The sequence below is a fragment of the Neobacillus bataviensis LMG 21833 genome (assembly GCF_000307875.1).
Classification (GTDB): Bacteria; Bacillota; Bacilli; order Bacillales; family Cytobacillaceae; genus Neobacillus; species Neobacillus bataviensis.
In genome coordinates this window covers 190,933-202,815 of sequence record NZ_AJLS01000055.1, presented here as the reverse complement: position 1 = coordinate 202,815, position 11,883 = coordinate 190,933, and the positions used below count along the sequence as shown (strand labels likewise).

General features: G+C 42.2%; 17 protein-coding genes. 10 read left to right on the top strand and 7 right to left on the bottom strand.

Translation table 11 applies throughout. The annotated features are described in order from the left end of the window. Window positions 1-43: 43 nt before the first annotated feature. A complete protein-coding gene (locus tag BABA_RS09530; RefSeq protein ID WP_007084962.1) occupies window positions 44-235 on the bottom strand; it encodes a YqzH family protein in 192 nt (63 codons plus the stop codon). Between the two features lie 148 nt (window positions 236-383). On the opposite strand from BABA_RS09530, the gene BABA_RS09525 reads away from it, so the two are divergent. After that, window positions 384-1,643, top strand: coding sequence for a Y-family DNA polymerase (locus tag BABA_RS09525; RefSeq protein WP_007084961.1), 1,260 nt, complete (start codon window positions 384-386; stop codon window positions 1,641-1,643). A gap of 15 nt (window positions 1,644-1,658) precedes the next feature. Further along, a complete protein-coding gene (locus BABA_RS09520) occupies window positions 1,659-1,994 on the top strand; it encodes a YolD-like family protein (RefSeq protein ID WP_007084960.1) in 336 nt (111 codons plus the stop codon). Between the two features lie 37 nt (window positions 1,995-2,031). On the opposite strand, the gene BABA_RS09515 is transcribed toward BABA_RS09520, so the two are convergent. Then, window positions 2,032-2,238 carry a CDGSH iron-sulfur domain-containing protein gene (locus tag BABA_RS09515; RefSeq protein WP_007084959.1) on the bottom strand — a complete coding sequence of 69 codons (207 nt, stop codon included), beginning with the start codon at window positions 2,236-2,238 and terminating at the stop codon, window positions 2,032-2,034. A gap of 151 nt (window positions 2,239-2,389) precedes the next feature. Between BABA_RS09515 and BABA_RS09510 the strand changes: the two genes are divergently transcribed. Continuing rightward, on the top strand, window positions 2,390-2,722 hold the full coding sequence (locus BABA_RS09510) for an iron-sulfur cluster biosynthesis family protein (protein WP_007084958.1): 333 nt from the start codon (window positions 2,390-2,392) through the stop codon (window positions 2,720-2,722). Window positions 2,723-2,744: 22 nt separating this feature from the next. On the opposite strand, the gene BABA_RS09505 is transcribed toward BABA_RS09510, so the two are convergent. From BABA_RS09505 to BABA_RS09500, 3 genes are all read right to left on the bottom strand, one after another. Beyond that, window positions 2,745-3,665, bottom strand: coding sequence for an alpha/beta hydrolase (locus BABA_RS09505; RefSeq protein ID WP_007084957.1), 921 nt, complete (start codon window positions 3,663-3,665; stop codon window positions 2,745-2,747). Window positions 3,666-3,800: 135 nt separating this feature from the next. Continuing rightward, window positions 3,801-3,941, bottom strand: a complete 141-nt coding sequence (locus tag BABA_RS27685; protein ID WP_007084956.1) for a hypothetical protein — start codon at window positions 3,939-3,941, stop codon at window positions 3,801-3,803. Between the two features lie 78 nt (window positions 3,942-4,019). Beyond that, window positions 4,020-4,925: a hydroxymethylglutaryl-CoA lyase gene (locus BABA_RS09500; protein WP_040345778.1), complete on the bottom strand. Its 906-nt coding sequence runs from the start codon at window positions 4,923-4,925 to the stop codon at window positions 4,020-4,022. A 145-nt stretch (window positions 4,926-5,070) separates the two neighbouring features. Between BABA_RS09500 and BABA_RS09495 the strand changes: the two genes are divergently transcribed. The 4 genes from BABA_RS09495 (at window position 5,071) to BABA_RS09480 (ending at window position 8,026) form a co-directional block, all read left to right on the top strand. Beyond that, window positions 5,071-6,258, top strand: coding sequence for an acetyl-CoA C-acetyltransferase (locus BABA_RS09495; protein ID WP_007084954.1), 1,188 nt, complete (start codon window positions 5,071-5,073; stop codon window positions 6,256-6,258). Between the two features lie 30 nt (window positions 6,259-6,288). Then, on the top strand, window positions 6,289-6,978 hold the full coding sequence (locus BABA_RS09490) for a CoA transferase subunit A (RefSeq protein WP_007084953.1): 690 nt from the start codon (window positions 6,289-6,291) through the stop codon (window positions 6,976-6,978). Between the two features lie 23 nt (window positions 6,979-7,001). Beyond that, window positions 7,002-7,670: a CoA transferase subunit B gene (locus BABA_RS09485; protein ID WP_007084952.1), complete on the top strand. Its 669-nt coding sequence runs from the start codon at window positions 7,002-7,004 to the stop codon at window positions 7,668-7,670. 101 nt (window positions 7,671-7,771) lie between these two features. Continuing rightward, window positions 7,772-8,026 carry a YqkE family protein gene (locus tag BABA_RS09480; protein WP_040345831.1) on the top strand — a complete coding sequence of 85 codons (255 nt, stop codon included), beginning with the start codon at window positions 7,772-7,774 and terminating at the stop codon, window positions 8,024-8,026. A 24-nt stretch (window positions 8,027-8,050) separates the two neighbouring features. Here the strand turns inward: BABA_RS09480 and BABA_RS09475 are convergent, their stop codons facing one another. Continuing rightward, window positions 8,051-8,962 carry an aldo/keto reductase gene (locus tag BABA_RS09475; protein WP_007084950.1) on the bottom strand — a complete coding sequence of 304 codons (912 nt, stop codon included), beginning with the start codon at window positions 8,960-8,962 and terminating at the stop codon, window positions 8,051-8,053. 188 nt (window positions 8,963-9,150) lie between these two features. Then, the gene (mciZ, locus tag BABA_RS26470) at window positions 9,151-9,282 is read right to left on the bottom strand and encodes a Z-ring formation inhibitor MciZ (protein WP_007084949.1); all 132 of its coding nucleotides are present in this window, start codon (window positions 9,280-9,282) and stop codon (window positions 9,151-9,153) included. A gap of 72 nt (window positions 9,283-9,354) precedes the next feature. On the opposite strand from mciZ, the gene BABA_RS09470 reads away from it, so the two are divergent. The 3 genes from BABA_RS09470 to spoIIM all read left to right on the top strand — a co-directional run bounded on the left by BABA_RS09470 (window position 9,355) and on the right by spoIIM (window position 11,851). Continuing rightward, window positions 9,355-9,909 (top strand): NUDIX hydrolase, encoded by a 555-nt coding sequence (locus BABA_RS09470; RefSeq protein ID WP_007084948.1) that lies wholly within the window; start codon window positions 9,355-9,357, stop codon window positions 9,907-9,909. Continuing rightward, on the top strand, window positions 9,906-11,069 hold the full coding sequence (locus tag BABA_RS09465) for an endonuclease Q family protein (RefSeq protein ID WP_007084947.1): 1,164 nt from the start codon (window positions 9,906-9,908) through the stop codon (window positions 11,067-11,069). Before BABA_RS09470 ends, BABA_RS09465 begins: the two co-directional genes overlap by 4 nt. A 137-nt stretch (window positions 11,070-11,206) precedes the next feature. Next, a complete protein-coding gene (gene spoIIM / locus BABA_RS09460; protein WP_007084946.1) occupies window positions 11,207-11,851 on the top strand; it encodes a stage II sporulation protein M in 645 nt (214 codons plus the stop codon). Window positions 11,852-11,883 lie beyond the last annotated feature (32 nt).

Below are 11,883 nucleotides of genomic sequence, written 5' to 3'. Positions count from 1 at the left end.
TTTTATATCAATCTTTGTCCTCATGATACCATTATGATAACAGTTAATCCGCCAAAAACTCATACACCGCATCATTTACAACCTCGAATAAATCCGCAGTAGGTTCTTCCTCTTTTATTTGAAAAACCCTTCTGGTCAGCTCCTCTAAATCCTGCTCGCCAATCGGCATTGCATCACCCTCATAATACTGTTTAAAACAATTCCTAATCATTTTGACCACAAGCTTTTTCTCCATCGACACACACCTCTCCAAACATTATATCGCTTTTGATAATCGGAATCCTGCGAAAAATTTCCATTGAACACGAACGCATATTCGCTTATGATAATGTATATACTAATTAAGAACAAATGTTCTAAACTATAGTTATGGGGGAAAGGTCATGGTCGATTACAACGCATTACCGAAAAGTAAAATTTTATGCGTCGACATGAAGAGCTTCTATGCAAGCTGTGCCGCTGTCATACTCGGACTCGACCCTTTGAATTGCTATTTAGCAGTTGCTGGTAATAAGGAACGGCAGGGGAGTGTCGTGCTTGCCGCCTCACCGCGGCTAAAAAAAGAATTTGGCATCAAAACCGGCTCTAGGCTTTTTGAGATTCCCAAGGATCCGCGTATTCACATCGAAGAGCCCAAAATGGCAACATATTTGCGGATTGCAACAGAAATTTCCCGTGTATTTAACCGCTATGTGCCAAAAGAAGCCATCCATGTCTATAGTGTCGATGAAAGCTTTATTAAAGTCGATGGTGCCATTCATTTATGGGGCGATGCCCACACGATTGCTCAAAAAATAAAAAATGACATTGAGCGGGAGTTTCAGCTCCCGTGTGCCGTCGGAATTGGCCCCAATATGTTACTGGCGAAGCTTTGCCTTGATCTCGATGCTAAGAAAAAGGGTGTGGAGGAATGGACGTACGAAGATGTGCAGACAAAACTATGGAATGTATCGCCGCTCCGGGAAATGTGGGGAATTGGCAGACGTGTCGAAAAAACATTAAATGGCATGGGCATTTTCACGGTTGGTCAGCTGGCTCGTTATGATTTAGAAAAGCTGGAAAAGAAATTCGGCATTATGGGGAACCAGCTTTATTATCATGCCTGGGGAGTCGATCTTTCCGATTTGGGTGCACCGCTCATTCAAGGACAGATCAGCTTTGGAAAAAGTCAAATTTTATTAAGGGATTATAAAGAGGAATCAGAAATTAAGGCGGTGATTTTAGAAATGTGTGAAGAAGTCGCCCGAAGAGCCCGGACGCATCGTAAAGCGGGGAGAACGATCAGCCTCGGAGTCGGTTACAGCCAAGATGAATTTGGCGGCGGCTTTCACCGCTCCAGAACCATCCAGCACCCTACAAATGTGACAATGGAGCTGTACCGCGTCTGCCTCGAATTGTTTCGTGAACATTATACCGGAAAAACGGTACGGCAGATTTCGCTCGCTATCAGCAATATTATTGATGACCACGAGCTTCAGCTTGACCTGTTTGACATGGGTGCCTATAAGAGGCGGGAGCTTGGTTATGTAGTGGATTCTGTTCGCAAGCGTTTCGGCTCGGGTTCACTCCTGCGTGCTGTATCCTATACGGCTGCAGGAACAGCCAAGCACCGGGCAACGCTAGTTGGCGGACATAAAAGGTAGGGAGGTAGAAACACTATGATTCGCGACCGCGGAAGAATCAAATGGACGTCAATGATGCTTCCTGAACATGTGAAACTGCTCAGGGATTGGGTAAAAGAAGATGGATATGAACAGAAACGGGAAATGGATGAGCAGCAGCTGGAACTCATGAACGAGACCTTATCTGAGGCGATTGAGTTTGATCAATTCGTCACGATTACGCATTATCAGAATCGAAATTATGAAATCGTAATGGGAAAAATTCATTACTGGGATGAATTAACACACAAGCTCCATGTCATAGACCGTTTTGAAGAGGTGCACCGAATTTCGATTAATGCGATAGCCGACATCCGGATTACAAATGTATAAAAAAGCGGCTCCAAAATTGGAGTCGCTCTTCTCCCATTTAATCCTCTTTTGGGACGCGAACTTGGGATTCAAAATTCCCTTTATGCGAGCCATCGCAAAACGGTTTATTTTTAGACTGACCGCAGCGGCAAAGAGAAAAAGAAGGTTTTGTTGTATATACGTTGCCTTCGCCATCTAACAATTCCACATCGCCAGTAATTCGCAGCGAACCATTATCGTTTACCTTAATTTGAATCTTTGACATAAAGAGCACCCCTTTTAAAATTATTCGTCATAACTTTGAGATTAACTGGAATAACAGGAAAATGCAAACAAAAGGCTGTGGAGCAGAAAAGTAAGCGGCACTTAAAAACTGTGATACAATCATCATATGCCTAGTAGGGGGAGTTTTACGTATGGAAATCATTATTACAGAAGCGGCAGCTAAAAAAATAAGTGCTAGAACCGAGGGTAGAGAAGGGTATCTAAAACTAAAATACGATACAGACGGCTGTGGCTGCGCCGTAAACGGCGTAGTAGCCTTATGGTTTGTTCCGGAAACAGCGGACGATGAAATCGCCATCGAAACAAATGATAGAACTGTTTATCTAGAAAAATCAAAAATGGTTTTCTTTGATGAGCAAATGAAGATTGATTTTTCGCAAAGCACCAATTGCTTCCAATTAAAAAGTCCACAGCAAATGTTAAATGGATACATGAGCCTGATCATCAAAGAAAAAACAGACTGATCCTAAACGGACAGTCTGTTTTTTAACTAGGTAAAGCCCGATCAACATATTTCTGTAAAAACTCATCAATGACCCGTTCATAATCAGCACGGTTTTCGTTAAAGGATTGGGCATGTCGGCCGTTTTCAGCGATATATAGCATCTTTGGGCCCTTTTTTTGTTCAAATAAGTCCTTCGACATCGACGGCAAAATAAAATCGTCTTTCCGGCTATGGATAAATAGGACGGGATGCTTGATGTTTTCAATCACAGAAATCGGCGAGACGTTTCGAATGGAATATTTGTCCCGCAGCCGTAAAAGGACATCTCCAATCGGAAGTAAAAGCCCGGGGATGAGCTTGAAATCTTTTTTGATGAGATAGGCAAGCTGTTCCTTAAAATCAGAGAATGGGCAATCGGCAATGTAAAAATCTGCTCCGTCCTCAAGAAGCCCTGCATATAAAAGCATGGTAGCGGCCCCCATTGATTCCCCGTGAATACCCAGTTCAAGTTCAGATCCTTTCTCTTTTTTGAGCCAGTCAACGACCGTTTTTAAATCGAATTTTTCATAGTGACCGAAGCTGGTCGTCTTACCTCCAGATTCACCGTGGCGGCGATGATCATAAATTAAAGTATTAAACCCGCGCTCGATGAAAAGGTTCGCATATTTAATCGAATTGATTTTCGTCTCCGTCACGCCATGAGAAATAATGATATAGCGATTGGTCTCGTGCGGCTCCACCAGAACTGCTTTGATCATATAGCCAAATGGGGAAGGGATATCAACATCCCGCTTAGGCAAGGATTCAAATTCATCGGGTTTGTACCTGCCAGCATCCTTTTCCCGTTTTAAAATCAATTCCTCATCCTTCTTTTTCATATACATGACACGATTTGTAAAATACAAAGCGAGCGATAACCAGAAAAATAATAAAACAAACAGGGCTCGAAATGCTTTCCTCAATAAAGGGCACCTCCCAGAGAAATGATTTTATCACGATATGGTAAATGAGTTTTATATGTCATAAATTAACAGTTTTTATTTTAACAAAAAAAAGCCGCTGATACCAATGAGCGGCTTCCAAGTTTAGAGGATCCTTTATTGCTCTGAATTCTGCCTCTTCGTTGGGTGGAGTGCTTTTTCCAGTTCCTCGGCGGCAATCATCCGCTTGCCTCCACCTGCTGTATCTGCATAGTTTTTCCCGCTTTGACTGTTTCCTTTATCACGCTTTTGGCTCATGAACATAATCTCCCTTCAAGCTAGTCTCATTTAATAAGATGGGTTACTAGAAGACTGATTATTCATGCTAAAAACATTCTAGACGGTTTGGGTATGAAGCTGATAATAGCCAGTTTCAATCTGCCTTGATAGATGAGGGCGAACAACCTCAATCGCATCCATCAGCTTTTTAAGATCAACAGATGTGTCAATCCCCATCCGTTCAAGCATATAAACAACATCTTCCGTCGCGGCATTTCCGCTGGCACCAGGTGCAAACGGACAGCCTCCAAGCCCGCCGGCAGATGTATCAAAGCGATCAACTCCAGCCTGAAGGGAAGCCAAAATATTTGCAAGGGCCAACTTCCTCGTGTCATGGAAATGAGCAGTTATTAGGGTGTCAGGGAATTCCGCTTTTAATTTGGAAAATAAAGAATAGGCTTCATTCGGCGCCGCCATCCCGATCGTATCAGCTACGCTTAATTCATCAACACCTGCTTCGACAAATTCGCGGCAAAGCGCTAACGTATCACTTTCATCAATTTTTCCCTCATAAGGACAATAAAACGCTGTCGAAATGCAGGCACGGACAAAATAATTCTTTTGTTTTAGTTCGTGGATAATTGGCTTCAGCTCCGTCATACTGTCCGATGTTGTCTTGTTAATATTTTTTAAATTAAAGCTGTTGCTGACCCCGACAAACACGGCAACGGCTTTACAATTAGTGGAATAGAGCCGGTCAATCCCTTTACGGTTCGGGGCTAAGACAATATCTCTTGAATCCTCGTCAAGACAGGCCGCCACGATTTCAGCAGCATCCCCCATCTGGGGAACCCATTTAGGCGACACAAATGAAGTTAACTCCATCTCTCGAAGCCCCGCCTTCCTTAATTCAGCGATAAATTGTTTTTTAATCTCAGTTGGTACGAATAACTTCTCATTTTGCAGCCCATCACGCGGGCCAACTTCGATAATCGTTACTTTTTCAGGTAAAAAAAACATCATTATCTACCTCCACTCTTCATACTTTCATTGTAGTGGGTTTAATTTCGAAAAATCAAGAATTATAGAAATTTTGACAAAATAAGAGGATTTTCTTTTGTTTTACTAGAAGTAGTAAAGGTAATAAAGGTTGAAGGGGAGAAACATAATGAGTCAGAAAGAAGTTGTTATTGTAGGTGCGGTTCGGACGGCACTGGGGAATTTTAACGGCGGTTTAAAAAATGTATCTGCACCGGATTTAGGAGCGACAGTGATTAAGGGAGCACTTGAGCATGCGGGGGTAAAGCCGGATCAAGTCGATGAAGTCATCATGGGAAATGTACTTCAAGCAGGGCTGGGACAGAACCCGGCTAGGCAGGCAGCTATGAAAGCGGGAATTCCTGAAACCGCTTCCTCAATGACGATTAATAAGGTTTGCGGTTCCGGTTTAAAGGCTGTGCACCTTGCTACACAAGCTATTTTGGCAGGAGACGCCGAAATAATTGTGGCTGGCGGGATGGAAAATATGAGCCAGGCACCCTATCTGTTAAAAAATGCCCGTGATGGCTTTAAAATGGGCGACCAAAAATTAGTCGATACGTTAACATCAGACGGACTAACATGCATCTTTAATGATTACCATATGGGGATCACTGCTGAAAATCTAGCAGAAAAATATTCAATCACTAGAGAAGAACAGGACGAATTTTCTGCATGGAGCCAGGATAAAGCAGTCAAAGCAATTGAGAATGGTAGATTTAAAGATGAAATCGTTCCAGTTGTCATCCCGCAGCGTAAAGGTGAACCAATCGTATTTGAAATAGACGAATATCCAAAAAAAGGAACAACGGCAGAAAAATTGGCCGGTTTACGTCCTGCTTTTAAAAAGGATGGCAGTGTAACAGCAGGTAATGCTTCCGGAATCAATGACGGGGCAGCAGCTGTTGTTGTGATGAGCAAGGAAAAAGCTGATGAACTAGGGCTGAAACCATTAGTTACGATTAAAGCAAACACAAGTGCTGGGGTAGATCCAAGCATCATGGGAATCGGGCCGGTACCGGCAGTGAGAAAGGCGCTTGAAAAAGCATCCGTTTCAATCGAGGACCTAAACTTAATTGAAGCAAATGAAGCCTTTGCGGCACAATCATTAGCGGTTGACCGCGAGCTGCATTTAAATAAAGAGATCCTAAACGTAAATGGCGGTGCCATCGCACTCGGACATCCGATTGGGGCTAGCGGTGCAAGAATTCTCGTAACCTTAATTCATGAGATGAAACGAAGGAATGCGCAAACAGGATTGGCTACTCTTTGTATTGGCGGCGGTCAAGGGGTCGCAACGATTGTTGAGCTTGTGTAATACCTTAATTTTGAGGGGGAAAGAGCAGAAATGAAGAAAATTTGTACATCCTTCAAGGAAGCAGTTGCTGATATTCAGGATGGAGCAACACTAATGGTTGGTGGATTTGGTTTGTGCGGCATTCCAGAAAACTTGATTTTAGCATTAGCGGAAAAAGGAGTTAAGGATTTAACGGTTATTTCTAATAATTGTGGGATTGATGAGTGGGGACTCGGGCTCCTATTAAATAATAAACAAATAAAAAAAATGATTGGCTCTTATGTCGGCGAAAATAAAGAGTTTGAAAGACAGGTTTTAACAGGGGAACTTGAAGTAGAATTGACACCGCAAGGCACATTGGCAGAAAAAATCAGGGCAGGCGGTGCAGGAATTCCAGCATTTTATACACCAGCAGGGGTTGGAACGCCGATTGCCGAGGGAAAAGAAACGAAAATATTTAACGGACGAGAATATCTATTAGAGGAAGCCCTGACGGCAGACTTTAGTTTGGTTAGGGCGTGGAAAGGCGATAAGATGGGAAATCTCGTTTACCACAAAACAGCGCGAAACTTTAATCCAATGATTGCTGCGGCCGGAAAAGTGACGATTGCCGAAGTCGAAACACTTTATGAAATTGGCGAACTGGATGCTAATTTTATACATACCCCAAGCATCTATGTTCAAGCCATTATCGAAGGTGTACAGGAAAAACGAATTGAGAGATTAACCGTCAATAAATAAAGTCGGGGAAGGGAGAGAAAGCAATGATAAATGATAAAGTCTCTGTCAGAGAGAGAATTGCGATAAGGGCAGAGAAGGAAATAGAGAACGGCTTTTATGTAAATCTAGGCATCGGTATGCCAACCCTCGTTGCCAATTATATAACTGAAAATAAACAGGTTGTCCTGCAATCGGAAAATGGGCTTCTTGGCATCGGCCCGTATCCTCACAAGGAAGAGGTCGATCCTGATTTAATTAACGCTGGGAAAGAAACGGTGACAGCTATAAGTGGTGCGGCCTATTTTGATAGTGCTGAATCGTTTGCGATGATTCGCGGTGGACATGTGAATTTGGCGATTCTTGGCGGCATGGAAGTATCCGAAACCGGAGACCTAGCAAACTGGATGATCCCGGGAAAAATGATTAAAGGAATGGGCGGTGCCATGGATCTCGTTCATGGGGCTCAGAAAATCATTGTCATCATGGAGCATGTAAATAAAAAAGGCGAATCAAAAATATTAAAAGAGTGCACCCTTCCGCTAACGGGAAAAGGGGTAGTCAATCGTATTATCACTGAGCGTGCAGTCATGGATGTTACGGATTCCGGTTTAAGACTTGTAGAAGTGGCCCAAGGGTTTACGGTTGAAGAGGTTATCGCGTCAACAGAAGCAGCATTGCATGTGGGTGAGAACGTTAAATTAGGAGCTTTTTAATAGTGGAGGCAGACTAGTCAATGACAGTCTGCCTTTTTAATATGAAGACGATTAAGAAATGGTATAATAGAAGCGAGATTTTGATTATGGAGGCGTTTAGAATGAAAAAACAAAAGAGACAACAAAATCAATCTAAACCAAAAAAAGATGAGACAGCAGTAACCCTAAAAGATTTGATTGATCCAAATTTAATGAAGCAATTAAAAGAGCAGCAGGATCAGCTAAAAGCTGAGGAAGAGAGACGAAAAGAAGCGGAAGAAGCGAGAAAGCGGGAAGAACGGAGACTGAAGGAAAAAAATAAATCATTTGAAGAGCTATTAAATGAAAGCGGGATGAACTGGAAAGAATTCAAATAAAAAGGAGAGCGAAAATCTCTCCTTTTAACGATGTTCCTTATAAATATTTGCCTTTGTTAATTCTTTAATCACAGAAATCTCTTTCACAGAAAGCGGCTGGCTTCGAACCGCCGCGGCATTATTCCTTACCTGCTCCGGGCTACTTGCACCAGCAATAACGGATGCGACAGCAGAATTAGCGAGATTATATTGCAGAGCGACTTCTGTAAACGAACGGGCTGCGGCCACTTTTTCCTTTAACAAAGGTAGAATAGAACGCAACTCTTCATAATCGTAATCCAGATACCCTTTTTCAGGGGCCTTTTCTAACAACTTATCACTTAATAGCCCCTTGGCAAGCGGCCCGCGAGTGACAACACTAATTCCCTGTTCTTGAAGCAGCGGTAATGCTTCTTCCTCAGGACGGCGATCTAGAATACTGTATTGCATCATTACCGACACGATGTCGGAATTCTCAACATACTCCCTAATCACGTTAGGGCGGATCGATGAAATCCCATAATAGCGAATAAAGCCTTCTGCCTTCAATTCTTCAAATGCCTCAATTATTTCCTCAATCGGGTCTTCAATCGTGCCTCCGTGCAATTGATAAAGATCAATATAATCAATTCCAAGCCGCTTCAAACTATTTTTCACCGCTTCTTTTATATACGCCTTGGAAGGATCCCATGACCAGCCGGCCTGATTCTTGCTCCAGCGATTCCCGACTTTTGTCGCAATAATGATTTGTTCCCGGACATCCTTTAACGCCTGTCCAACTATCTTTTCATTTTCACCCAAATCATATAAATCGGCCGTATCAAAATAATTGATGCCCTCTTCAAGAGCCGCCTCAATAATTCTTCGAGCAATCGTCTCTTCTGTACCAACGGACATACAGCCAAGTCCTAATTCGCTCACATACAAATCGGATTTCCCCAGTCTTCTCTTTTTCAAAAAATCACCCCGTCCTTTTCCTTGTCTAGCTCCAGCGCCTAGGGGCTCGGGGTCATAAGCCAATCAGTCAAGAAGGCTAAAGAACAGCCTTCTTGACTGATTGGCTTATGCCAGTCGCCCCTGAGCAAGGCGCTTCCGCTTTTCTTATAATTTTAGTAAAGTTCGGGGCAGACTACAAACATCAGGTCTTATTTTTGGGTAACATTCTGAATCCAATCAGAAACGGAAACGTATTCCTTGTTATATTCCTTAAGCTTCTGTAAGATTTCCCATCCTTTGCCAACAAGGATGATTCCCTTTTCATGCACGACAACCTTCATCCCATACCCCTCCAAATATAGTATGATAAAATGTATGATGAGACCTATTTGGAAAGAACAGGAGAGACAGTTATGACGAAACTCGAAGAAAAAACGCTCCAAAGCGAAGAGATTTTTTCAGGAAAAATAATCAGTCTTCATTTGCAGGATGTCGAATTACCAAATGGTAAACAGGCGAAACGCGAAATTATTAAACATCCTGGTGCTGTCGCCATATTAGCCATTACCGATGACAACAAGGTGGTAATGGTTGAACAATACCGCAAAGCGTTAGAAAGAACGATTGTAGAAATTCCGGCAGGAAAACTTGAAAAAGACGAAGAACCAGCCTTTTGCGCGCGCCGCGAATTAGAGGAAGAAACGGGTTATGAATGTGAAAGTCTTGAACTACTGACTTCCTTTTATACTTCTCCCGGATTCGCTGATGAAATCGTCCATGTCTATCTAGCAAAAGGACTTACGAAAAAAGAAAATGCTGCTGCTCTTGACGAAGACGAGTTTGTCAATCTTGAGGAATTAACTCTTGAAGAAGCGGAACAATATGTAAAGGATCAAAAGATTTATGATGCAAAAACGATATTTGCTGTTCAATACTTACAATTACAAGAGGCGTTGAAAAATAAATGAATCGCTATTATGTAGATTTACATATTCACATCGGACGAACATGGACGGGTAAACCGGTCAAAATCACTGGGGCCAAGTCGCTTACGTTTACGAATATCATTGAACATGCCCGACATGAAAAAGGGCTCAACATGGTTGGGATTATTGACAGTCATTCACCTGAAGTCATACTTGAGATGGAAAGCTTAATTAAAAGTGGTGAGATTGTCGAGCATCCGGACGGTGGTTTAGTGTTTGGAGATTTAACGGTAATCCCCGGTTCGGAATTGGAAATATACGATGAAGGAACCAACGGACCGATTCACCTACTGATGTATTTCCCGAATCTTTCTGTTATGAGCGAATTCTCCACGTGGCTGTCGGGAAATCTGAAGAATATTCAATTAAGCTCACAACGGATTTACGTTACCGGTCGTTTCCTGCAAAAAAAGGTAAAAGAATTAGGCGGCATTTTTATCCCTGCCCATGTGTTCACACCGTTCAAAAGTTTATATGGCAAGGGGGTAAATAAATCACTAACAGAGGTATTAGACCCTGAGCTGATTGATGGGATTGAACTTGGACTAAGCTCAGATACAAGCATGGCTGATCAAATTGGCGAGCTGCACAACTACACGTTTGTCACCAACTCGGATGCCCATTCGCTGGCAAAAGTTGCCCGTGAGTATCAAGTAATTGCAATGCAGGAACCAACATTCCTTGAATTACAAAAGGCATTAAAGGGAGAAGATGGACGAGAAATTATCGCCAATTATGGCCTTGACCCGTATCTCGGTAAATACCACAAAACAGTGTGTGCCGAATGCCATAATCCTGCAACTGATGATGATCAAATTTGCACCCTTTGTGGAAATAAAAAGATAATTAAAGGGGTGGCAGACAGGATTCTGGAACTGAAGACGGCTGAAGAAGGCCGAGAAGACCGGCCGCCATACGTTCATCAAGTGCCGCTGGAATTCATTCCTGGGCTCGGACCCAAGTTACTGGAAAAGCTTGTTAACCATTTTGGCAGTGAAATGGCCATTTTACATGAAGTCCCTTCCGAGGCGCTAAACGAGGTTGTACCGCCTAAAATTGCTGACCTCATCATGAAAGCGAGAGAAGGCAAGGTAAATCTTGCAGCCGGCGGCGGTGGGAAATACGGTAAAATTGCTGATTAAAAAAGAAAATAATAAAACGAACCCGATAGTCTTTAGGCTACCGGGTTTTTATATACTCTATTAAAATTTGGTCATAGAAAAACTAGACTGGCATAGAATGTAATAACTTACCTTGAGAATAATAGGAGGAAAAGCAGATGAAAAAACGATTATACCAGTCAGATGCCGCTAGTTATTTCCGTGAGCATTCCTCGATTTTTTTATTTATTGTCGTTTTATTTTTAATGGGGGTAATCTTTGGCGCTATAGTGGTCAATAGCATGAGCATTACTCAGAAGGAAGATTTATTCTACTATCTGTCACAATTTTTTGGCCAAGTTTCGGACGGTAAAGTGGCAGAAGACAACGACTTATTTTTGCAAAGTTTTTTCCACAACAGTAAGTTTATCGGACTTATGTGGATCCTGGGGATATCAATTATCGGCCTGCCTGTGATCCTTATCCTCTTATTCATTAAGGGTATGGTTGTTGGATTTACAGTGGGCTTTCTTGTTAGCCAGATGGGCTGGAAAGGCTTTATGTTAGCCTTGGTATCGATATTGCCGCAAAACTTGATTATCATTCCTGTGTTTATTTTGATGGCTGCATTCTCAGTAATCTTCTCATTAAGAATGATTAGAAAGCAGTTTATGAAAAAATACTCCCAGCCTATTATACCGTTTTTTAAAGGATACATTTTTGCTCTTGTTGCTGCTGTCATTTTTATCTCTGTAGCATCTGGGATTGAAGCTTATTTATCACCTTGGTTAATGAAAACAATCATTAGTTCAGCTAGTTTATAATAGTTATTAAGTAATAGATAATATACTCTCTT